General features: G+C 59.8%; 20 protein-coding genes. 10 read left to right on the forward strand and 10 right to left on the reverse strand.

Annotation, left to right across the window (positions count from 1 at the left end; genetic code table 11):
• Nucleotides 1-12: 12 nt before the first annotated feature.
• On the reverse strand, nucleotides 13-1,137 hold the full coding sequence (locus GRI43_RS11245) for a serine hydrolase domain-containing protein (RefSeq protein ID WP_160731198.1): 1,125 nt from the start codon (nucleotides 1,135-1,137) through the stop codon (nucleotides 13-15).
• A gap of 35 nt (nucleotides 1,138-1,172) precedes the next feature.
• Between GRI43_RS11245 and GRI43_RS11250 the strand changes: the two genes are divergently transcribed.
• Complete coding sequence (locus tag GRI43_RS11250) at nucleotides 1,173-1,547, forward strand: hypothetical protein (RefSeq protein ID WP_160731710.1); 375 nt, start codon at nucleotides 1,173-1,175, stop codon at nucleotides 1,545-1,547.
• A 16-nt stretch (nucleotides 1,548-1,563) separates the two neighbouring features.
• Here the strand turns inward: GRI43_RS11250 and mnmA are convergent, their stop codons facing one another.
• Nucleotides 1,564-2,712 carry a tRNA 2-thiouridine(34) synthase MnmA gene (gene mnmA, locus GRI43_RS11255; RefSeq protein ID WP_160731199.1) on the reverse strand — a complete coding sequence of 383 codons (1,149 nt, stop codon included), beginning with the start codon at nucleotides 2,710-2,712 and terminating at the stop codon, nucleotides 1,564-1,566.
• 127 nt (nucleotides 2,713-2,839) lie between these two features.
• On the opposite strand from mnmA, the gene GRI43_RS11260 reads away from it, so the two are divergent.
• The 6 genes from GRI43_RS11260 (at nucleotide 2,840) to GRI43_RS11285 (ending at nucleotide 10,049) form a co-directional block, all read left to right on the forward strand.
• Entirely contained in the window at nucleotides 2,840-3,142 is a 303-nt protein-coding gene (locus GRI43_RS11260; protein WP_160731200.1) for a hypothetical protein, read from the forward strand.
• Nucleotides 3,142-3,441, forward strand: coding sequence for a CtrA inhibitor SciP (gene sciP / locus GRI43_RS11265; RefSeq protein WP_160731201.1), 300 nt, complete (start codon nucleotides 3,142-3,144; stop codon nucleotides 3,439-3,441). Before GRI43_RS11260 ends, sciP begins: the two co-directional genes overlap by 1 nt.
• Nucleotides 3,442-3,595: 154 nt before the next feature.
• On the forward strand, nucleotides 3,596-3,856 hold the full coding sequence (locus GRI43_RS11270; RefSeq protein WP_160731202.1) for a GlsB/YeaQ/YmgE family stress response membrane protein: 261 nt from the start codon (nucleotides 3,596-3,598) through the stop codon (nucleotides 3,854-3,856).
• A gap of 246 nt (nucleotides 3,857-4,102) precedes the next feature.
• The gene (locus GRI43_RS11275) at nucleotides 4,103-5,293 is read left to right on the forward strand and encodes an efflux RND transporter periplasmic adaptor subunit (RefSeq protein ID WP_160731203.1); all 1,191 of its coding nucleotides are present in this window, start codon (nucleotides 4,103-4,105) and stop codon (nucleotides 5,291-5,293) included.
• A gap of 5 nt (nucleotides 5,294-5,298) precedes the next feature.
• The gene (locus GRI43_RS11280) at nucleotides 5,299-8,775 is read left to right on the forward strand and encodes an efflux RND transporter permease subunit (RefSeq protein ID WP_160731204.1); all 3,477 of its coding nucleotides are present in this window, start codon (nucleotides 5,299-5,301) and stop codon (nucleotides 8,773-8,775) included.
• Between the two features lie 65 nt (nucleotides 8,776-8,840).
• Nucleotides 8,841-10,049 (forward strand): DUF445 domain-containing protein, encoded by a 1,209-nt coding sequence (locus GRI43_RS11285; RefSeq protein ID WP_160731711.1) that lies wholly within the window; start codon nucleotides 8,841-8,843, stop codon nucleotides 10,047-10,049.
• A gap of 30 nt (nucleotides 10,050-10,079) precedes the next feature.
• Here GRI43_RS11285 and GRI43_RS11290 read toward each other — a convergent pair whose 3' ends face one another.
• The 3 genes from GRI43_RS11290 to GRI43_RS11300 form a co-directional block, all read right to left on the reverse strand.
• Nucleotides 10,080-10,961, reverse strand: coding sequence for an energy transducer TonB (locus GRI43_RS11290; protein ID WP_160731205.1), 882 nt, complete (start codon nucleotides 10,959-10,961; stop codon nucleotides 10,080-10,082).
• 109 nt (nucleotides 10,962-11,070) lie between these two features.
• A complete protein-coding gene (locus tag GRI43_RS11295; RefSeq protein ID WP_160731206.1) occupies nucleotides 11,071-12,000 on the reverse strand; it encodes an electron transfer flavoprotein subunit alpha/FixB family protein in 930 nt (309 codons plus the stop codon).
• Complete coding sequence (locus tag GRI43_RS11300) at nucleotides 12,000-12,746, reverse strand: electron transfer flavoprotein subunit beta/FixA family protein (protein WP_160731207.1); 747 nt, start codon at nucleotides 12,744-12,746, stop codon at nucleotides 12,000-12,002. The genes GRI43_RS11295 and GRI43_RS11300 overlap by 1 nt, the downstream gene beginning before the upstream one ends.
• Before the next feature lie 247 nt (nucleotides 12,747-12,993).
• Between GRI43_RS11300 and GRI43_RS11305 the strand changes: the two genes are divergently transcribed.
• A complete protein-coding gene (locus GRI43_RS11305; protein ID WP_160731208.1) occupies nucleotides 12,994-13,908 on the forward strand; it encodes a DUF6265 family protein in 915 nt (304 codons plus the stop codon).
• 78 nt (nucleotides 13,909-13,986) lie between these two features.
• On the opposite strand, the gene sucC is transcribed toward GRI43_RS11305, so the two are convergent.
• Nucleotides 13,987-15,186, reverse strand: a complete 1,200-nt coding sequence (gene sucC / locus GRI43_RS11310) for an ADP-forming succinate--CoA ligase subunit beta (protein ID WP_160731209.1) — start codon at nucleotides 15,184-15,186, stop codon at nucleotides 13,987-13,989.
• A gap of 101 nt (nucleotides 15,187-15,287) precedes the next feature.
• Here sucC and GRI43_RS11315 point away from each other — a divergent pair, with 101 nt between their 5' ends.
• Nucleotides 15,288-16,070: a 3'(2'),5'-bisphosphate nucleotidase CysQ gene (locus GRI43_RS11315; RefSeq protein ID WP_160731210.1), complete on the forward strand. Its 783-nt coding sequence runs from the start codon at nucleotides 15,288-15,290 to the stop codon at nucleotides 16,068-16,070.
• A gap of 87 nt (nucleotides 16,071-16,157) precedes the next feature.
• Here GRI43_RS11315 and GRI43_RS11320 read toward each other — a convergent pair whose 3' ends face one another.
• A complete protein-coding gene (locus GRI43_RS11320; RefSeq protein ID WP_160731211.1) occupies nucleotides 16,158-16,856 on the reverse strand; it encodes a YiaD family glycine zipper/OmpA-like lipoprotein in 699 nt (232 codons plus the stop codon).
• A gap of 190 nt (nucleotides 16,857-17,046) precedes the next feature.
• On the opposite strand from GRI43_RS11320, the gene GRI43_RS11325 reads away from it, so the two are divergent.
• Nucleotides 17,047-18,372: a hemolysin family protein gene (locus GRI43_RS11325; RefSeq protein ID WP_160731212.1), complete on the forward strand. Its 1,326-nt coding sequence runs from the start codon at nucleotides 17,047-17,049 to the stop codon at nucleotides 18,370-18,372.
• A gap of 31 nt (nucleotides 18,373-18,403) precedes the next feature.
• Here GRI43_RS11325 and GRI43_RS11330 read toward each other — a convergent pair whose 3' ends face one another.
• Genes GRI43_RS11330 through ileS form a run of 3 tightly spaced genes read right to left on the reverse strand, consistent with a single transcriptional unit; the run spans nucleotide 18,404 to nucleotide 22,280 of the window.
• Nucleotides 18,404-18,817 (reverse strand): DUF3035 domain-containing protein, encoded by a 414-nt coding sequence (locus GRI43_RS11330; RefSeq protein ID WP_160731213.1) that lies wholly within the window; start codon nucleotides 18,815-18,817, stop codon nucleotides 18,404-18,406.
• A 5-nt stretch (nucleotides 18,818-18,822) separates the two neighbouring features.
• A complete protein-coding gene (gene lspA / locus GRI43_RS11335; protein WP_160731214.1) occupies nucleotides 18,823-19,356 on the reverse strand; it encodes a signal peptidase II in 534 nt (177 codons plus the stop codon).
• Nucleotides 19,353-22,280: an isoleucine--tRNA ligase gene (ileS, locus tag GRI43_RS11340; RefSeq protein WP_160731215.1), complete on the reverse strand. Its 2,928-nt coding sequence runs from the start codon at nucleotides 22,278-22,280 to the stop codon at nucleotides 19,353-19,355. The genes lspA and ileS overlap by 4 nt, the downstream gene beginning before the upstream one ends.
• Between the last annotated feature and the right edge of the window lie 20 nt (nucleotides 22,281-22,300).

Here is a 22,300-nt window from a genome sequence, read left to right on the forward strand (position 1 = left end):
GTATGCCGAAGCCTAGGTTTCGGGATACAGTTCCACGATGTCGAGCAATTGCTGAAGCATTCGGGGGCGCTGCTCACCATCGGAATGGCCCAACCGGACCACGGTGAGGCGCTGGGCGGGGGAAACCAGCACGTATTGCCCCATGTGCCCGATTGCCGCGAACATGGTTTCCGGCCCGCGATCGGCCAGCGTCTCGTCACGGTCTATGCCCGAATCGCGGTTGAGCCAGGTCTGGCCTCCGTAAAAACCGGAGCGCGGGCTGGGTGAGGTCATGAATTCGATCCATTTGCGCGGGATCAGCTGCGAACCGCGATACGAACCCTTGTTGCGCAGAAATTCACCGAACCGGCCCCAGTCGCGCGCGGTTGCGTGCATCAGGCTGCCGCCGATCAGCGTTCCGTTGGCATCGTATTCCGCCACCATCGAATCCATTGCCAGCGGCGCGAACAGCCGGGTCCGCAGGTAATCATCCACTGCCCTGCGCCGGGTGTCGGGGTCCGTGCTGTCGGTCAGCACCCGCGCCGCGATATCCGCCAGGATCACGGTGGTGTTGCTGGAATATTCGAACTTTGCCCCCGGCTCTGCCTCCAACGGCTGGGCGGTGGCGAAATCGGCCATATCGTCGCGCCCGTCCATGAACAGCATCCGGACTTCGGACGAATCGTAGGGCGGGTTGCCGGCCTCCGTATGCCGCAGCCCCGACCGCATCTGCAGCAATTGGCGCAAGGTGATTTCGCCGCGCGGGTCGCCGGGCCTGTTCCAGCGCGGTTCCGGCACGCTTTCATCCAGCCTCAGCCGCCCATCCGAAACCAGCATGCCGATCATTACGGCAGTGACTGTTTTCGCCATCGACCAGCTGACGAAGCGGGTTTCCGCGTCATATCCCTCGGCGTATCTTTCAGCAGCAACCGTGCCGCCATGCATGACCACCAGCGCGCGCGTTTCGCCCAGACCTTCCTGCGTGAAAAGGTCGTCGATCTGGCGGGCAAGCTGGTCACGCGGTGCACCTGCGTCTTCCTCCACTGCATCCAGTGCGGCCTCTGTTAGAGGGGCATCTACAGGAGCAGTGTTTGAACACGCTGCAAGGGCTGGCAGGAGCGCAAGGCTGGCGATAAGGGACAAACGGCGTTCGGTCATGAACGCTTCACTCGCGCACGGGAATTGGCTTGGCAATGGTAAAATCGGCGGCAAACGCATCGACACGAAGCACAGGTGGATCAGGCCCGCAGAAAGCGCGGAAATGGCCATGGGTTCTGTTGTTTGCCCTGCTCGCTGCAGCGGCGGTGCTATGGTTCTATCGGGCTCCGATCACCGGGTATGCCGGTGCCGGAACAGCTTATAGCGCCCGTGTGGCCTGCTCATGCCGCTTCGTTGGCAACCGCGATCTGGAAGATTGCCGGAAAGACAAACTGGCTGGCATGGAATTTGTCACGCTGAAGGAAGACGCCGAGGAAAAAAGCGTGACGGCACGGTTTCCGTTGATCGCGTCCGAAACCGCCATTTACCGCGAAGGTTACGGGTGCGTTTTACGGAAATGGGAAGACTGATGCGGGCGGCGGACCGTCAGGTTTCCGTCGAATCGATCCAGCCCCCGCCGACCACCCGCTCTCCGGCATAGATTACGGCTGCCTGCCCCGGGGCCACGCCAAATTCAGGTTGTTCAAAGCGGATCGTCGTCGTCGCGCCGCCGCCCAGGGGGCCGTCCAGCACGATTGGCACAGGCTTGGAAAGCGATCGCACCTTGGCAGTCAGCGGGCCGTCGGGAAGCGGGCCGATACGATTGGTTTCGATCACCGTCGCGGCGCTCACCGCCAACATCCGTTTTGGGCCGACCAATACCTGAGCTTTCGCGGCGTCGATCCCGACCACATAAAGTGGTTCGGCAAGCCCGCCGATTTCCAGCCCGCGGCGCTGCCCGACAGTGTAATGGATCACGCCCTTGTGTGTGCCCAGTTCTTCGCCGGTTTGCGCATGAACGATTGCGCCGGGCTGGCCGCCTTCCGGCCTGATCGACCGGACGATTTTTGCATAATCGCCATCAGGCACGAAGCAGATATCCTGGCTGTCGGGCTTGGCCGCGTTGCGCAATCCGGCCTGCTCCGCCAGCTCGCGGACCTGCGATTTCGGCAATCCGCCCAAGGGATAGCGCAGGAAATCCAGCTGTTCCTCGGTTGTTGCATACAGGAAATACGACTGGTCCCGGGCCGGATCCAGCGCGCGATGCAATTCCGGCCCGGCTGACCCATTAACCCGGCGGACATAGTGCCCCGTTGCCAGACAGTCGGCGCCAAGCTCCTTTGCCATGCGCAGGAGATCGGTGAATTTCGGCCCCATATTGCAGCGGATGCATGGCACCGGGGTCCGCCCTGAAAGGTAATCGTCGGCGAATTGTTTGACCACTTCTTCGCGGAACGCGCTCTCGTGATCGAACACGTAATGCGCGATGCCGAGCCTGTCGGCCACAGCTCGAGCATCGCTGATGTCGTCACCGGCACAGCATGCACCTTTGCGCCCGGTGGCTGCGCCATAATCATAAAGTTGCAGTGTAATGCCGATCACTTCAGCGCCGGTTGATGCGGCCAGCGCGGCGACGACGGAAGAATCGACCCCGCCCGACATCGCCACGACGATGCGGCTCTCGCTCGCAGGGCGGGCAAGGTCGAACAGGCTGGCGGTATCCAGCGAGGAATCGAACAACGTTTCTGTGGTCATGGGCGCGCACATACACGGGACAGCCGCCTGCTGCCAGTGCCGGGATTTACTCCTCGTTCGGCTTTCCTAACCAGCAGTAAAGCTCGGGTTTACCTGTTCTTGACATGCGGCCCCTATTGGAAGGGTCATGTTTGAAAAAACCATCATTGAAACCGGCTTTGAAAGTGCCCTGGAGACGGACGGATTGCGCCCGCTTTCCTGGGCAGAGCTCTCCGCCCGTTTCGCAGCTGCGCATGATCTGCGGCGGGTTTTTTCGGCGCGCGGCGGCCAGTCCGCCGGCAATTTCGCCAGCTTTCACAGCGATACAGCGGCAGGTCTTAACGAAAACAGGCCGTCTGTTAACCTTGATGCTTTAGGCGAACATAAAGACAATGGGTCCATCATGCCGGACACCGCAAGCGACGTGACAACCGGCGACAGAGAGCTTTGATGATTGAAAACCAGAAAATCCGTCCTGCACAGGTAATCGGCCCGCTCGGCGAGCCATTGTCGCTTGCTGACCTGCCGCCCCCGACGACCAAGCGGTGGGTGGTTCGCCGCAAGGCTGAAGTGGTCGCGGCCGTAAATGGAGGCTTGCTGACCATTGACGAAGTGCTGGAGCGATACAGTCTTACGCTGGAAGAGTTCGCTTCCTGGCAGCGTGCCGTTGATCGTTCGGGCATGCAGGGTCTGCGCGTAACGCGTATCCAGCATTATCGTGACCTTTACGAACGTCAGCTGAAATATTGATCGGCCCCGATCTGACGCGCTCTGCGTCAGCGGATTAGGCATTTCCCGAAAATTTTCGTAATGTTTTTTCGCCACTGCGAATTACCGCAGGGAACCGTTGTTTTAGCCCAGCGTTAAAGGGCCAGAAACTATCGGAAAAACAGGAGGAAATAAAATGGGTTGGATTGCAACAATTATTCTCGGCGGTATCGCTGGCTGGCTTGCAAGCATGGTCATGAACCGTGACGCATCGATGGGCATTTTCTGGAACATCGTCGTCGGCGTAATCGGCGGCCTGATCGGCAGCGCCATTGGCAACGTCACCGGCTTCCTCAGCACCGATGCTGGCTGGATCATGTATCTGATCACCGCAGTGATCGGCGCAGTTGTTCTGCTCGGCATTGTAAATGTCGTTCAGCGCGGCAAGGTTCGGTAATACCTGAACTTCTTTAAAAAGGGCGGCGAGCTTCGGCTTTGCCGCCTTTTTTGTTTGAGCAGCCGGTTTCTGGCGGTTCGTCGGGCAGAAACGTCATCCGTCGAGCGAACGTTTGCTTGCTGTGTGCCGCGAGCCTAAGGCGAGAACAAGTGCAACGACACATATTGCATCTGGTGATGTATGCGTGTAATACACCTGCGCTATCAGACGACCCAATCCGGGTGGGATGGATGATCGGGAACGACAATGAATTACGAAACAACCGTGCGATCGGAGCAGGCTGAATACGTCGGCGATTCAATCGAAACAGCTGGCGAAACGCAGAGCAAGCGCAAGTGGATCATTGCCGGCCTCGTGCTCCTCGGCCTCATTGTTGCGATTGCCGTTGCGTACATGCTGGTTTCCAGCGGTGCTGAAAGCGCCGACGATCGGGAAGAGCAAGCGGCTGCGATCACCGTTATTTCCCCAGGCCAGGCAACGATCGATGGCGAAATTGTCGCCAATGGTACTTTGGCTGCTCGCCGTGAATTGCCTGTTGGCGTTGCTGGTGAGGGCGGCCGTGTGGTTTCCGTGCCGGTTGACGCCGGTGACTGGGTGCGCGCCGGACAGGTGCTCGCCGTGGTCGATCGTTCTGTCCAGAACCAGCAGGTTGCCAGTGCGCAGGCGTCGATCGCCGTGGCGCAGGCGGATGCCAATCTCGCGCAGGCCAATCTCGACCGTGCGCTGCAACTGGTTGAGCGCGGTTTCATCTCCAAGGCAGATGTCGACCGGCTGACTGCGACCCGTGATGCCGCTGCTGCACGGGTCAAGGTGTCGCAGGCTCAGGCGCGCGAACTTAGCGCCCGCAACGCACGCCTCAGCATCGTCGCGCCGGCTTCGGGTCTCGTCCTGGAGCGCAGCGTGGAGCCAGGACAGGTCGTCAGCGCCGGTTCGGGCGCGTTGTTCCGGATTGCCAAGGGCGGCGAAATGGAAATGATGGCCCGCCTCAGCGAAATGGACCTTGCAAAGATTTCGACCGGGGTCAGCGCGACTGTCGTCCCGACGGGATCGGAAAAGAAATTCTCCGGCCAGATCTGGCAGGTTTCGCCCACTATCGATGCTCAGGATCGCCAGGGGACAGCCCGGATTGCGCTGCCCTATGCACCTGAACTGCGTCCTGGCGGCTTTGCTTCCGCGACAATCGCCAGCGGAACCATCGTTGCACCGATGCTCCCTGAATCCGCGATCCTTACCGATGCCCAAGGCAATTACGTGTACATCGTCGACGGCGACAACAAGGTCGTACGCCGCGCAGTCACGACCGGCCTCGTCACGAATGACGGTATCGCGATTATCGATGGCCTCGATGGGGCGGAAAAGGTTGTCCTGCGCGCAGGCGGCTTCCTGACCCCTGGTGAAACCGTCGATCCACGGCCGATCAACGCAAGCGAAGGCTAAGCCTCATGAACTTCCGCAACATATCTGCATGGTCGATCAGAAACCCGGTCATACCGCTGGTCTTTTTCACTGCGATCTTGCTTGCGGGGATGCTCAGCTTCTTCCGAATGGATGTGGTCAACAATCCGGATGTCGAATTTCCTGCGGTTAATGTCAGCATTTCGCAGCCCGGCGCCGCACCGACCGAGATCGAAAACCAGATTACCCAGCGGGTGGAATCCGCCGTCCGGTCAATCAATGGCGTCAGCTCGATTTCGTCATCGGCACGCGAAGGCAGTTCGAACACCACGGTTGAATTTGAAATCGGCACCGACGTGAATGACGCCGTGGCCGAGGTGAAGAACGCAGTCGACACCGTTCGCGGCAGTTTGCCCGACGGCATCCTCGAGCCGCGGATCAACAAAATCGAAATCAGTGGCGGCTTCCTCGGTATCTATGCCGTCGAAGCAGACGACATGACGATCGAGCAGTTGAGCTGGTTCATCGACGATTCGATTGCGAAACGGCTGCTGTCCATCGAAGGCATGGCCGAAGTCGACCGGTTTGGCGGTGTGGACCGCGAGATCGAGGTAACGCTCGACCCGGGGAAGATGCAGGCGCTCGGCGTTACGGCCAGCCAGATCAATCAGGTCCTGAGGTTCGATAATATCGACGCTGCAGGCGGCATGGCGGAAGTTGGCGGTACGCGCCAGTCGGTCCGCGTGCTCGGCAACACTGCAACCGCTTTCGACCTGTCGCAGAAACAGATCCGGCTGGGCAATGGCCGCACCATCAGGTTAAGCGACGTCGCGACTGTTCGCGATGGCTACAGCGAGCGGACCTCGATCAGCAAGGTGCGCGACAAGGAAGTCGTGAACTTCGCGATGAGCCGAGCCAAGGGCGCATCCGACGTAACGGTGTTCGAACTGGCTCAGGAAGAAATCAAGAAAATCGAAGCGGACAATCCCGGGATCCGGTTCATCCAGCTTTCCAACTCGGTCAAATACACGATCAGCCAATACGAAAGCTCGATCTATGCCATGGTCGAGGGCGCCATTCTGGCGGTTGTGGTCGTGTTCTTCTTCCTGCGCGATTGGCGCGCGACGGTCATTTCGGCAATCGCCATCCCGCTATCCGCAATTCCGACATTCTGGTTCATGGACCTGCTCGGGTTCAATCTGAACTTCCTGTCATTGCTCGCGCTGGGACTTGTCGCGGGCGTTCTGGTCGATGATGCGATCGTCGAGATCGAGAATATCGTGCGCCATATGCGCATGGGCAAAACGGCGTATCAGGCGTCGATCGATGCCGCCGATGAAATCGGCCTGGCTGTTGTGGCGACGTCTTTCTGTATCGTCGCGGTGTTCCTGCCGGTCGGCCTGATGCCGGGTATTTCGGGCCAGTTCTTCAAGAACTTCGGTATTACCGTGGTAATTTCGGTTCTGATGAGCCTCGCGGTTGCGCGTATGATCACCCCGATGCTTGCCGCCTACTTCCTGCAGTCGAAAGGCCATGCAGAGCACGGCGAAGGCCCATGGATGGATCGCTATATGCGGATCCTCAACTGGTCGCTCGACCGCTCGAAGATGAAGGCCGCGCGTGAAAACCTTCCAGGTGTGCGCAGCCGGTTCCTCTATGTAACGACAGCTATTGTCTTGCTGCTTGCGCTGATCGCGGTACCCGGTTTCATTGTCTTCACCGTTTACGGTTTGATCGACAGCATCGACGTTCCTGGCACCTTGGCCAGTGCCGCATCGAGCGAGCAGGGCAGCTTCCTGTGGAACCTCGTCGACAAGCCGTTGAAGATAATCCAGCTGATCATCGCAACGATCTTCGGCATCGTGGCGGTGTTCCTGGTGATCAAGCTCTTTGGCGCAATCTCATACCTGTTCGGCAAGCGGATACGCCAATCCTACCTCTGGCTCGAATCGCGCTTTCTCGATCACCGTGTGTGGATGGTCGGGATCGGATATTTCGCATTCCTGCTGACAATCCTGCTGTTCATGAACACGCCGGCTCAGTTCCAGCCGACCATCAACGATGACAACAGCCGCGTGCAGATCGACATGGTCCCGGGCACCACGCTTGAAGGCACCGAACGGGTCGCCGACCGCGTGGCCGAATTGCTTTACGAACAGCCCGAGGTTGAGCGTGCGCTGGAACGTGTGCGTGAAGGCAATGCGACGCTCTATATTTCGCTCAAAGAAGATCGAGAAAAAACGTCGATTGAATTCGAGCGTGATCTCGCGCCGGTGCTGGCCAAGATCCCCGATGCGCGTGTTCGTTTCCAGTCGCAATCGGGCGGGTTCGGTTCCGGCCGCGACATGACGGTAATGCTTGCCGGATCGGATCCCGATCTGCTCGAAGAAACCGCTGCCACTCTGGTCGAACAGATGAAAGGCCTCGACACGCTGGTCGCCCCGCGCGTCAATGCCGACATCAACCGGCCCGAACTGATCATCAAGCCGCGCGCCGACATCGCTTCGGAACTGGGTGTGACCACCGCCGCGCTCAGCCAGACAATCCGTATCGCGACGATGGGCGAGATCGAGCAGAATGCTGCGAAATTCTCCCTGTCAGATCGCCAAATTCCGATCCGGGTGAAATTGCCCAAGGCGTCCCGTCAGGATTTGAGCACGATTGCGAAGCTCCCGGTCCAGACCGGAAGCGGCGGAAGTGTGCCATTGGAGCGGGTTGCGGAAATTTCTTTCGGCTCTGGCCCAACGACAATCCAGCGCTACAACCAGAACCGCCGCGTACTGGTTGGGGCTGATCTCGCGCAGAACATTGTGAAGGGTGAGGCTCAGCAACAGATCGACGCGCTCCCGATCCTCCAGAATCTGCCGCAGGGCGTTATCCGCGATGTTGTGGGCGAAGAAGAATGGCAGCAGGAACTGGCGCAGAACTTCGTGATCGCGGTGTTCGCCGGTGTGCTGCTCGTGTTCGCTGTTCTGGTGCTGCTGTATAAGCGTCTGATGTCGCCGCTGGTGAATATGTGTTCGCTGGCGCTGGCACCTCTCGGCGGTATCTTCCTGGTGTTCCTCGTCGGGCAGCCGGTTTCCATGCCGGTGATGATTGGCGTGCTGATGCTGCTGGGGATCGTGTCGAAAAACTCCATCCTGCTGATCGATTTTGCGATCGAGGAAATGCAGACCGGCACCAACAAGCTGAAGGCAATCGTCGAGGCAGGGCACAAGCGTGCACAGCCAATCGTGATGACGACCGTTGCGATGACCGCGGGCATGGTGCCAACGGCGCTATCGCTATCGGGTGACGGTGCGTGGCGTGCGCCGATGGGCACGGTGGTTATTGGCGGCCTGATCCTGTCGACTGTGCTGACGCTGCTGATTGTTCCGGCGGGCTTCAGCCTTGCAGACGGCCTCGAGAAGCGTATGGGTCCGTGGATGCGGAACAAGTTCCTCACCTACCGTCCTGGCGATGCGGATGAACCGGTCGCTGGCGGCGCTGCCGGCACTGCGCCGGGCGGCTATCCGGCCGAGTGACTGCAGACGTACAGCAAAACAGACTGAGCGTCGGCGCACCGCTGCCGCCTGATACGGCGCGCCGTATGCGCTGGACCGCCACCATAATGCTGGTCATCATGGCCGGTGTGTTTATCGGCACCAAGCAGGTGCTCGATCTGCATCCGGCATGGGGATATGTGCACGCGTTTTCCGAAGCGGCGATGGTCGGCGGGCTGGCAGACTGGTTTGCGGTCACCGCGCTGTTCCGTCATCCGCTTGGCATTCCGATTCCCCACACCGCGATCATTCCTGAAAACAAGGATCGTATCGCCGACACGATGGCGGATTTCCTGCGCACCAATTTCCTGACCCCTGCGGTGGTGGCGCGGCGTATGCAGGCGATGAATATCGCCAAGGCCGCCGGTGAATTCCTGGTCCAGCCGACAAAGGGCAGCCAATCGCGCATCGGTGCCGGCGCATCCGAACTGATTGCGGGCATTCTTGAATCGCTCGACCCTGACCGGCTGGGCGGACAGGTCAAGGCGGGCCTGAAATCGCAGGCGCGCAAGATCGAGATCGCGCCGCTGCTTGGGCAAATGCTGCAGACGGCCATGGCTGACAAGCGGCACCTGCCGCTGATCGATGCACTGGTTCGCTGGTCCGGGCTGACGCTGGAAGATAACGAGGATCTGGTTCGCGACATGATCAGCGAACGGGCCAATGGGATCATCCGCTGGACCGGTCTCGACGGACGCCTGTCCAAATCGGTTCTCGACGGCCTGTACAAGCTGCTTGCCGAGGTTCTGGTCGATCCCGAACATCCGCTGCGTGACAAGATCCAGGAGGGGCTGGAACAGCTCGCCGACGATCTGGTCAACAATCCCGATATGCAGGCCAAGGTCGAGCGGATGAAGAACGAAGTCCTCGAAAACGAGGCCGTGGCCCGTTGGTGGGAAGACGTGTGGGAACGGATGCGTGCGGGTATGATCCGCATGGCCCGCGATCCGGAAACCACGCTAGGCGGCCAGATCGGCGACAGCCTGGCAGAACTTGGCAAGGCACTGCGCGATGATGCCCGCCTGCAGACGCAGGTCAACCGTTTTGCCCGCCGCACGGCAGTGGGCGTGGCGACGCGTTACGGCGATCAGATCGTCCGGCTGGTTTCAGAAACCGTGCGCCGATGGGACGCACGGACGCTGACCGACCGGGTTGAAAACGCCGTCGGCCGCGACCTGCAATTCATTCGTATAAACGGGACGGTGGTCGGCGGCCTGGTTGGGATGACTATCCATTTCGCGGACCAATGGATTTGACAAAGCCCCAGGCTAAGCCGCCGCGACCTGTTACGAACCCGACGTAATGAAAACGACCGATGTGCCCCAGAACGATTTGACGGGGTCCCCCCCTGCGTTGATCGCAGGCTTAAATCTTCCGCGTTTCTTGATCAGGTTGCAGACCGACAGGCGGAAAGCCGGGTCCGAGAAAGCCTGTTGAATGGTGCAATCCGTAACTTCGCCGGCCTCATCGATATCAAGCCGGACACGCACTGAGCCGGACAGGTTTTTCCTTAGAGCTCCGGCGGGGTAGTCCCTCGGTGTGACCCATCGACCAGGTTCGGATTTGGGTTCTGGCGAAGAAATGAGATTTCGCTGAACCTGCGGATCGAACCCCCAGCTCCGCATGAGGTCGTCCATACAAGCGCCCATCGCCTCAAGCGGCTTCAACAGGGAACCTGTCTGCAGCGCGACCGGCTGTGAGACCCCTTTGGATATCTCGAAACTTGTAATGGTTGGGGCCCTGTCACTTTCGCGCAAGATTGCCGCTTTGCGGTCTTCGGGTTTTTCCATTTCCAAGGCCTTGTATTCGGCGTGCGGAACCAGACCCGTGCTGAATTGCCATGTCGTCATGCCTTCGTCGTTCTGGCCATACAGCAGATTCGATGCTTCGCCGGGCTCGTCACCGGGTGCAAAACGGTATTCGAACTGCTTGCCTTGCGGATCCAGCGATTTGCCCGATACGTACATGTCGAAACCAGGTCCCGGAACATAGCGGACGAACTGCGCAGCCACCTGATTTTCGCCTTCGCCGAAGATGCGGACCAGTCGGCATGCTTCCTTGTCATAGCTCAGGTTCCATTTGGAACTGGGTTCAAGCGCAATTGGGGCGGCCTGAAGAGGCGTCGAAACAGCAAGGGCCGATACGGCCAAAACGATGGTACGGCTCATTACGGTGAACTCCACTCAAATCGGTCAAAGGATGCTTCGCGCAAAATAAACAAAAAAAGGCGGCCTGGTCAATCAACCAAGCCGCCGTTTTTTGTTAGAATTTAGGAGCTTACAGCTTTTCGGTCAGCTCCGGCACTGCCTTGAACAGGTCAGCAACCAGGCCGATATCCGCGACCTGGAAGATCGGGGCGTCTTCATCCTTGTTGATCGCGATGATCGTTTTGGAATCCTTCATCCCGGCAAGGTGCTGGATTGCGCCCGAGATGCCGATGGCGATGTAGACTTCCGGTGCCACGATCTTACCGGTCTGGCCGACCTGGTAATCGTTGGGCACATAGCCTGCGTCCACTGCGGCGCGCGATGCGCCGATACCGGCGCCGAGCTTGTCTGCCAGCGGAGTGATGACCTGCTCGAAAGTTTCCGCATCCTTCAGCGCACGGCCGCCGGATACGATGATTTTCGCGCTGGTAAGTTCAGGGCGCTCGCTCTTGGCGATTTCTGCACTGACAAAGCTGGACAGGCCAGCGTCGCCGGGGCCCGAAACAGCTTCCACCGTGCCGCTGCCGCCTTCCGGCGATGCCTTGTCGAAAGCGGTGCCGCGAACGGTGATCACCAGCTTCGGGTCGGATGATTCAACGGTTGCGATGGCGTTGCCGGCATAGATCGGACGGGTGAAGGATTTTTCGCCTTCGACCGAAAGGATGTCCGAAATCTGCATGACATCGAGCAGCGCAGCAACGCGCGGGGCGATGTTCTTGCCAGTGGTGGTGGCAGGCGCGAGCAGCGCGTCGTGGTCTGCCATCAGCGCAGCGACGAGCGGCGCGACGTTTTCAGCCAGCTGATGTTCGTAAGCGGCGTCATCTGCCAGGTGGACCTTGCCGACGCCGTCGATCTTGGCGGCTTCGTCAGCAACTGCGGCACAGCCCGAGCCAGCAACCAGCAGGTGCACTTCGCCCAGCTTCGCGGCAGCGGTGACGACGCTAAGCGTTGCGTCTTTGACTGAGGAGTTGTCGTGTTCGACCAGTACGAGGGTTTTCATCAGGCGACTCCCATTGCTTTGAGCTTGGCGACCAGCGCATCCACGTCTGCGACCTTTTCACCGGCCTGGCGAACCGGAGGCTCGCTGACATTGGTGGTGGTCAGGCGGGGCGCGATATCGACACCCAGATCGGCCGGTGTCTTGGTATCGAGCGGCTTTTTCTTGGCCTTCATGATATTCGGAAGCGAGGCATAGCGCGGCTCGTTCAGACGAAGGTCGGTGGTGACGATGGCCGGAAGCGTCAGCTTCACGGTTTCGAGACCGCCATCGATTTCGCGCTTTACGACAACGCTGTCACCATCGACTTCGACGGTGTTGGCGAAGGTGCCCTGCGGGCGTTCCATAAGTGCGGCGAGCATCTGGCCGGTCTGGTTGCTGTCGTCGGAAATCGACTGTTTGCCGAGCATGATCAGGCCGGGGTTCTCATCAGCGGCAATTGCCTTGAGAATTTTTGCAACGGCAAGCGGCTCAACTTCTTCGTCGGTTTCGACCAGGATCGCGCGGTCTGCGCCCATGGCAAGCGCGGTACGCAGCGTTTCCTGCGCCTTTGCCGGGCCGACCGAAACGGCGACGATTTCTTCAGCCTTGCCTGCTTCTTTCAGGCGGATGGCTTCTTCGACGGCGATTTCATCGAACGGGTTCATGCTCATCTTGACGTTGGCAAGATCGACGCCTGAACCGTCCGCTTTCACGCGGGGTTTCACATTGTAATCGATAACCCGTTTAACGGGTACGAGGATTTTCATAGGATACCTTTCCTCTCAAGAATCTCTGAACGCGGCCTAGCTTGCGTTTACGTAAACGTCAAGTTGAGCCAAGCCTGAAACTGCTCTGTCCAGCTCGTTGGCCCGCGCGCCGCAATGCCAACAGAACGAGCATCACCGCCCTCGCGTTCCGAGGAACTTTGGTCAAGCCTGAACTTTACCTCGGGGCGCGGCGCACTTAGCGTCGAAAGTGGAGGGCTGAACCATGCTACGATCGATACTATTGCTGATGGCTGCGGGGTTTTTGGGCGCATCGGCTCCGCCCGTTCTCAGGAGCACCTCTGCGCCGGAGAGGGAGGCTCCGCCGCCCCCGGCAACCATAGCGCAGATGAACTGGCTGATCGGCACATGGAGCGGCACCGGCATTGGCGACGCGCCTGCCCATGAAAACTGGTTGCGCGGTTCAGATAGCACTCTCGTCGGCACATTTGTGCAGCAGACTGCGGACGGCGACATCGCATTTACCGAGCATATGTACATCACCGAGCAGGACGATAGCCTCGTCCTCAAGCTCAAGCATTTCAACTCCGATTTGACCGGATGGGAAGAGAAGGCTGAAATGCTTACCTTCCCGCTTTCCTGGATCGATCAGTGCGTGGCCAAATTTGGCGGAGTGACCTTCCGCTGTATTGCCATGGACAATCCCAGTCTTGGTCTGATGATAACGGTAAAGATGAAAGAGGGGGATGAACTCGGGTTTCGTTTGCGCCGCACCGATATGGCTGTGGCCGCGCAGTGCGCCGACCCGTGGGACATCTCCGGACAAGAGGCGTGCTATGCCGATGTGCTGAGGCAGGCTGACGCGCAGAAAGCTCGATATTTGGCCGCAGCAATCGAGAATCAAACCTGGGTCGCGAACACGATAGCCGAACGGCGCTATCTCAAAGAACCCGATCCGCTGGATCGGCCTGACCTTTCGGTGGTTGAGGGTATCGCCGCAAGCGAAGCAGCATTCACGGCCTATCGCGACGCAGAATGCGGTGCGGTTTTTGCGAAGGTGAAAGGCGCGGCCACGCCTCTGTCAAAATCACTCACCTGTGCGATCAGGCTGACCGAGGATCGGACCTACATCATCTGGCGCAATTGGCTGGCCGGCACGGAGGTCATTCCGTCAATTTTGCCAGAGCCGCAGCCGGTGCCTTGAACTGAAAAGGCGGGCAAAGCGATTGTCCGCTTTACCCGCCTATCATTTTTCAAGCCCGCATTGGGCCAGCAGTAGGGATTACGCCGCCTGCTTGACCTCGGCCACGATCTTCTTGGCGGCATCGCCGAGATCGTCAGCACTGACGATCGGCAGGCCGGAGTTGTTGAGGATGGCCTTGCCCTCTTCAACATTGGTACCTTCGAGGCGGACGACCAGCGGAACCGACAGGTTCACGTCTTTCGCCGCCTGAACGATACCGTCGGCGATCACGTCGCATTTCATGATCCCGCCGAAGATGTTGACGAGGATGCCTTCGACAGCCGGGTCCTTCAGGATGATCTTGAATGCAGCAGTCACTTTCTCCGTGGTGGCACCGCCGCCCACGTCGAGGAAGTTTGCCGGGAAGGCGCCGTTCAGCTTGATGATGTCCATCGTTGCCATGGCGAGGCCGGCCCCGTTGACCATGCAACCGATATTGCCGTCCAGCTTGATGTAGGCGAGATCGTATTCGCTGGCTTCGACTTCGGCCGGGTCTTCCTCGGTCTCGTCGCGCATCGCTTCCACGTCCTTGTGACGATAGAGCGCATTGCCGTCGAAGCTCATCTTGGTGTCGAGAACCAGCAGCTGCCCGTCCTTGGTTTCAACCAGCGGGTTGATTTCAAGCATTTCGCAATCGAGGTCCATGAAGGCTTCGTAAAGCTTGGCAGCCAGCTTCTGGCACTGCTTGTTAAGATCGCCGCTCAGCTTCAGGGCGAACGCAACCGCGCGGCCATGATGCGGCATGAAGCCCTGCGCCGGATCGATCGTGATCGTGGTGATCAGTTCGGGCGTGTTGTGCGCCACGTCTTCGATGTCCATCCCGCCTTCGGTCGAGGCGACCATTGCGACCTGGCCGCTTGCGCGGTCGACCAACATGGCGAGGTAATATTCGCTTTCGATATCGACGCCGTCGGTCACATACAGGCGGTTCACCTGCTTGCCTTCTTCACCGGTCTGGATTGTGACCAGCGTGTTGCCGAGCATTTCCTTGGCGTCTGCTTCGACATCCTCGATGCTCTTGGCCAGCCGCACGCCGCCCTTCGCATCCGCGCCCAGTTCCTTGAACTTGCCCTTGCCGCGTCCGCCAGCGTGAATCTGCGCTTTTACCACATAGAGCGGTCCGGGCAGTTTCTTGGCGCCTTCAACGGCTTCTTCGACTGTCAGCGCTGCGTGGCCCGCAGGAATGCCGATGCCGTATTTCGCGAGGAGTTCCTTGGCCTGGTATTCGTGAATGTTCATGGAGTGTCCGTCTTTGTGAAATGCGAAAGAATCTGCTGCGCGCCTAAGCATGGATAAGCACGCTTGAAAAGTGCTGCGTGTCCATCCAACAGCGTATGAGTATGATTGATCGTTCCCGCCTTGAAGCCATTGTCGATGAAGCAGGCCGCATTGCGCATGGTTTCTGGCCCGGTGCGGGGCACGCAGTAAACAGCTGGGAGAAAGAGCCCGGAAGCCCGGTTTGCGAAGGTGATATCGAGGTCGACGGCTATCTTCGCCGGCATCTGGGTGAATTGCTGCCATCGGCTGGCTGGCTGTCGGAAGAAACCGCAGACGATCCGCAGCGGCTGGACAAGGGCCTGATTTGGCTGGTTGATCCGATCGACGGGACCCGCGATTTCATCCGCGGAAGGAGCGGTTGGTGCATATCGGTTGCGCTGATCAGCGAGGGCCGCCCGCTTCTGGGCATTCTGGATGCGCCGGCGCGAGGCGAGAAATGGATCGCCGTGGCGGGGCAGGGTGCGTGGCGCAATGGCCAGAGGTTGAAAGCCTCGACCCGGTCGGAATTGCAAGGCGCACGCGTGCCCACCACCTCGCTGGCCAAGGTCGATCAGATTCTTTCGATGGTCGATCAGCCCAATTCGATCGCATTGCGGGTCGCCATGGTCGGCGCCGACGAGGCTGATCTGGTCGCGACGCTGCGGTGGGGATTCGAATGGGATATCGGCGCAGCAACCTTGATCGCGAGGGAGGCCGGCGCGACGGTTACCGATGCTTTCGGGCGCCCGTTTGAATACAATAAACGTGATCCGCGGGCTTTCGGGATGCTGGTGAGCGCGCCGGACATTCACAGCGCTGCGGTGGATCATTTGGCGGAACGGGCCAACCAGTTCCTGATCAAGTGATGCCGCGAAAGTGGCCCGTAAGGTAGAGCCCAACGAAAAAGGGGCAGCCCTGCGGCCGCCCCTTTGTTCATATTGTCGCAGGCTGCCTTAGTAACCTTGCGATTGCTGGGCAGCTTCCACGTCTTCCTGCGTGATCGGAATGATCTTGATTTCGACCCGGCGGTTGAGCGCGCGGCCTTCTTCGGTTGCATTCGTCGCAATCGGAGCAGTCTCGCCGAAACCCTGCGAACGGATACGTGCAGCGCTGACGCCGCGCGATGCCAGGTAGTTTGCAACGGCCTGGGCGCGCTGTTCGGACAGGCGCTGGTTGAACGAATCGGAACCGGTTGAATCGGTGTGACCGTAAACGTCGATCAGGCTGTCTGGATATTGCTGCAGGCTGCCTGCAACCGTGTCCAGCGTGTCACGGAATGCCGGCTTGATGGTGTAGCTGCCAACGTCGAAAGTCACGCCATCCGGCAGGTTCACAAGGATGGCTTCGCCGCCATCGACTTCAGTAACATCGACGCCGGAACCGGCGGTCTGTTCTTTCAGTTCCTTGATCTGCTGGTCCATTTTGTAGCCGACCACGCCGCCAGCAACGCCGCCAACGCCCGCACCGATGATGCGTCCGGTCTTTCCGCCGATTACACCGCCCAGAAGGCCGCCGAGAACCGCACCGCCGACACCGCCGATTGCAGTGCGCGATACTTTCTTCTCACCGGTGTTCGGGTCGGTAACGCAGCCCGAAACTGTAACGAGCGAGAGAGCTGCGAGGCTCGACATGAAAATTCTTGATTTGGCCATGGGGTTTTCCCCTCCTGTAAAAATGTATTCGGCAGTCCTGAGCGGGCCGCACCCACCTGCGCCGCATTACCTAAACTCTGAACAGGGCCGCATGTTCCCGCAGGACGCACGATGCAGCTGCTCGGGCGCTTACCGGCAACATCTGCTAAGGAATGCTGGCACGCGTAGACAATTGTGCTAGCGGAAAAGGGTGACACCTTTTCCATGGCCAGACCTGCTCATCATCGGCACTCTCATTGTGATCAATGGCGTGTTCGCCATGTCCGAGCTCGCCATCGTATCCGCGCGCACGGGCCAGTTGCGCAGCGCTGCGGACAAGGGCAGCCATTCGGCCAATGTTGCCATGAATCTGGCAGCCAATCCGGGTAAATTCCTGTCGACGGTCCAGATCGGCATTACTCTGATAGGGATCATCGCCGGTGCGTATTCAGGCGCCAGCTTGGGCCGCCCGGTCGGTGAACGGCTGGAACTGCTCGGCGTGCCGGGCGAGATGGCTGACGATGCTGGATTTGCGCTGGTCATCGCCCTGACAACGTATTTCAGCCTCGTGGTTGGTGAACTGGTGCCGAAACAGCTGGCCCTGCGCGCAGCAGTTCCGATCTCCCTGGTAATGGCGCGCCCGATGGCAATACTCGCCAGGGTCGCAGCGCCGCTTGTGTGGGTGCTCGATACGTCTTCCGGGCTTTTGATTCGTCTGTTCGGTATTCGCCCGGGCGGGCAATCCTCCGTCACCGCGGAAGAACTGCACATGATTTTCGCCGATGCAACGCGCTCGGGCGTGATCGAAAGCGATCAGCGGCAGATTCTGACCGGTGCTGTACGGCTGGCCGAACGTCCGGTGCGTGAGGTGATGACGCCCAGGACGGAAATCGACTGGATCGACATTTCGGCGGACGAAAAACAGATCCGCAAGGCAATCGACGACAGCCCGCACTCCTTGCTGCCGGTGGCCGATGGCTCACCCGACAAGATACTGGGCGTGATCAAGGTGCGCGAAGTCCTCGCGCTCATGGTGCGGGGCCGGAAAATCAATCTCAAGCGGCTGATGAAAAAAGCTGAAATTGTCCCGGACCAGCTCGATGCGATGGACGCGCTGCGCAGCTTGCAGCAGGCCGAAATCGCGATGGCGATGGTGCATGACGAATACGGCCACCTCGACGGGATCGTGACGCCTGTCGATCTGCTGACCGCGCTGGTGGGCCAATTCGTTAGCGATCAGGATGAAGGCGATACGCCATCCATCGTGGAGCGGACCGACGGTTCGCTGATCGTGTCTGGTAGCCTGTCCGCCGACGATCTGGCTGACCGTCTCGGGCTTGATTACGGCGACGAGCGCGAATTTGCGACCGCCGCAGGGTATGTCCTGTCGATCATCAAGAAGCTCCCGCTGGAAGGCGAGAGTTTCATTGAACAAGGCTGGAAATTCGAGGTCATCGACATGGATGGCCGCAAGATCGACAAGCTGATAATCAGCCGGGCAGATCAGTCCGGCGCAAGCGATACTGCGGAAGCCTGAGTGCCCGCGTCGCTGCGGGCACGAAAGACGCTTAGCCGGGAATGATTGCCTGGCTGTTCTGACCGTCACCTTCGGGTGCAGCGATGATGTCGCGGGTAACGCGGCCCTTCGCGACCGTATTGGTCTGGGGATCACCAACCGATGAGCGGATGCCCGGTGCGGCAACGCCGGCACGGTCGAGCGCGCTGGTTTCAACGCCGCTACGCGGGGCAGGGCCGCCGAACAGAGCCTCGAGAGCTTGCTCGCTCGCAGTGCCTTCCGACGGACGCGGGGCGCCCGGTGCCGGCGGAACCAGATTGAAATCTGGCGGAACGACGAGCGGAGCCTGACGCTGTACGGCAAACTCATCAGGACGCTCACGGCCCAGAATGCCGCCGCTGCTGCCGCATGCGGCAAGAACGGTGCTGGCTGCGCCGAGAAGGATGATGGTGGCTGTCTTACGCATAATTCTTAGCTCTCCACGGCAGGTGCCGTCTCGTTCGTATCTGTTTCGTCCTTATCGCGCACGAAGAAGGATCGGGCAAGGATGATGACCACACCGATGGTGATAGCCGCATCGGCGACGTTAAAAATCAGGAAGGGGCGAAAATCCCCGAAATGGAGATCGGCATAGTCGATGACATAGCCGTATTCGAACCGGTCACGGATATTGCCCAGCGCACCGCCCAGGATCATCGCCAGGCCGATAATGTCGCCAAATGCCTTTTCGCGCATCATCCAGATGGTCACCACCAGCGCGATACCGGCGGTCGCCAGCACCAGGCCCCAGCGCATTTCCGGCGATGTCGCCTCGAACATGCCCAGCGACACGCCGAAATTCTGCGTCCAGCGCAGGTCGAAAAACGGCAACAGGTCGATCACGCCGCCCGGCTGGTTGCGCAGGTCGAGCGGGCCGACCATCAGGTGTTTCACCCACTGGTCGACCGCAAAGATAGCCAGCGCGATGGCGAGGCCGATGGCGCGGGGTTTGGTCAGGAAGCTCATGCCGCTGCATCCATTTCAGTCACGACCTCGTCGCACCGGCTGCACAATGCGCCGTCTTCGGCGACGTCAGGCAGCAGGCGCCAGCAGCGGCCGCATTTGTTATCGGATGTGCGCGTAACTTCCACGGTGCTGCCTTGGCCGCGCACGACTGTCGCGGCGATGAACAGTTCTGCCAGATCAGCATCGCTGAACCCATCGGGTATGGCGGAGGAGGGCACGCTAACGTCCGCCTCCAGACCCGACCGGATGGTTTTCTCGCGGCGCAGCGGCTCGATTGCTTCCATCACGTCTTCGCGCAGTTCGCGCATCGCGTCGAAACGTCCGGCGAGTGCATCGTCGATCCAGTCGGCAGGCAGCGCGTGCAATTCTTCCAGATGGATGCTGGCGCGGTCGGGGAAGCGTGTGCTCCACACTTCCTCGGCGGTATAGACCAGCACCGGCGCGGTGTAGCGGATAAGCGCCTGGAACAGGATGTCGAGCATCGTGCGGTATGCGCGGCGCTCCAGCCCGTCGGGGGCATCGCAATACAGCCGGTCCTTGCGGATATCGAAGAAGAACGCCGACAGGTCTTCATTGGTAAACTCTGCCAGCGCACGGACGTATTCGTTGAAATCGAAATCATCGATTGCGGTGCGCAGATTGGCGTCGAGCTTCGCCAGCCGGTGCAGCATATACCGCTCTAGCTCGGGCATTTGCGCGGTCTCAACACCCTCGCTTTCGTAATCGAAATCGCTGAGCGCGCCGAGCAGATAGCGGAACGTGTTGCGCAGCTTCCGATAGGTGTCGCCGACGCCTTTCAGGATTTCATCGCCAATGCGGTGATCTTCGGTGTAATCGACCGAAAGCGCCCACAGGCGGATGATGTCCGCGCCGTATTGTTCCATCACCTTCAGCGGATCGACCGTGTTGCCCAGGCTCTTGGACATTTTCATGCCCTTGGGGTCCATGGTGAAACCGTGAGTCAGCACAGCCTTGTACGGCGCGCGGCCGCGTGTGCCGCAGCTTTCCAGCAAGGACGACTGGAACCAGCCCCGATGCTGGTCGCTGCCTTCCAGATAGAGATCAGCGGGCGATTGCAGTTCCGGCCATTCGTCCGATTCCAGAACGAAGGCGTGAGTGCTGCCGCTGTCAAACCAGACGTCGAGAATGTCGCCGATCATTTCGTAATCGTCGGGGTTGCGATCAGGGCCGAGATATTCGGCAGCGCGGCTTTCCTCCCATGCGTCGACGGTGTCGTTGGCAATGGCGGTCTGGATGCGGCGGTTGACGTCAGGATCGACCAGCAATTCCCCGCTCTCCCGGTGTACGAAAAGGGCGATAGGCACGCCCCATGCGCGCTGGCGACTGATCAGCCAGTCGGGCCGGCCCTCGACCATGGAGCGCAGGCGGTTGCGGCCCTTTTCAGGCACGAAGCGGGTCGAGGCAATCTCGCCCAGCGCAATTTCTCGCAGCGTGGGGGACCCTGCCGTGACTTCTTCATCGATAGTCGAATCGCCGCCTTCACCTTCCCAACTCTGTTCCGCGGGGGAGATCGCGGGCAAGTGGCCCAGATGCTCGTCGATCGCGATGAACCATTGCGGGGTGCAGCGATACACGACCTTGGCTTTGGAGCGCCAGGAATGCGGGTAGCTGTGCTGGTAGTCGGCGCTGGCGGACAGCAACGCACCCGCTTCGCGCAGATCCGAGCAGATCGGGCCTTCGGGCGCATTGAACGGCTTGTTGATCACGCTGCGGCGGCGTTCCTTGCCCTCTGCATCCAGATCGTTCGCGCCCAGCCACAGCCAGTCGTCGCGGTAACGCCCGTCGCCCATGACAGCGAAGACCGGATCGATGCCGTTCGCCTTGCACAGGTCGAAATCGTCCTCGCCGTGATCGGGCGACATATGGACGATGCCGGTGCCGCTGTCGGTTGTGACGAAATCGCCGGCAAGCATGGGCCGCGGCTTGGCGTAGAACCCGCCGAGATGGTGCATCGGGTGACGGACGATGGTTCCGGCTAGGTCGGAGCCTTTGATCATTTTTACCAGCGAGCCGTCGCCGGACTTCGGGTCAAAGCCCCACCTATTCATTGCTTCCGCTTGTAACCCACCTTCGTTCGCGATGAGAAAGCGCTTACCGTTCCAGTCAATAATATCGTAGTTTATACTCGGCCCATATGCGAGCGCCTGATTGACCGGAATCGTCCAAGGCGTCGTAGTCCAGATCACCGCATATGCGCCGACCAGTTCGGGGATCGCGCTCTCGACAATCTCGAACGCCACATCGATCTGCGGGCTGTCGGTCAGGTCCTGATATTCGACCTCGGCATCGGCCAGTGCGGTTTCCTCAACCGGCGACCACATCACCGGCTTCGCGCCGCGATAGAGCTGGCCGGTCTCGGCGAATTTGTGCAGTTCGGCGACAATCGCGCCTTCCGCTTTTGGGCGCATGGTCAGATAGGGTTTGTCCCACCGGCCATTGATGCCCAGCCGTTTGAGCTGTTCGCGCTGAACATCGACCCATTTCTGAGCGTATTCGCGGCATTCGGCGCGGAATTCCTTGGCGGGGACTTCCTTCTTGTCCAGCTTCTTCTTGCGGTAGAGTTCCTCCACCTTCCATTCGATCGGCAGCCCGTGGCAGTCCCAGCCGGGAACGTAAGGCGCGTCCTTGCCCAGCAGGCTTTGCGTGCGCACCACTGTGTCTTTCAGCACATGGTTGAGCGCGTGGCCGATATGCATATCGCCATTGGCGTAAGGCGGGCCATCATGGAGGATGAACTTCTCGCGGCCGCTGCGCGCCTCGCGCAGTTTTTCATACAGGCCGATTTCTTCCCATTTCGCCTGAATGCCCGGCTCCTTGTGCGGGAGGCCGGCTTTCATGGGGAAGTCGGTCTTCGGCAGGAAGACCGTGGGGCGATAATCGCGCTGCGTAGGTTCGTCAGACATAGGGCAGTGCCGTTAACGGA

This window comes from Pontixanthobacter luteolus, assembly GCF_009828095.1.
Classification (GTDB): Bacteria; Pseudomonadota; Alphaproteobacteria; order Sphingomonadales; family Sphingomonadaceae; genus Pontixanthobacter; species Pontixanthobacter luteolus.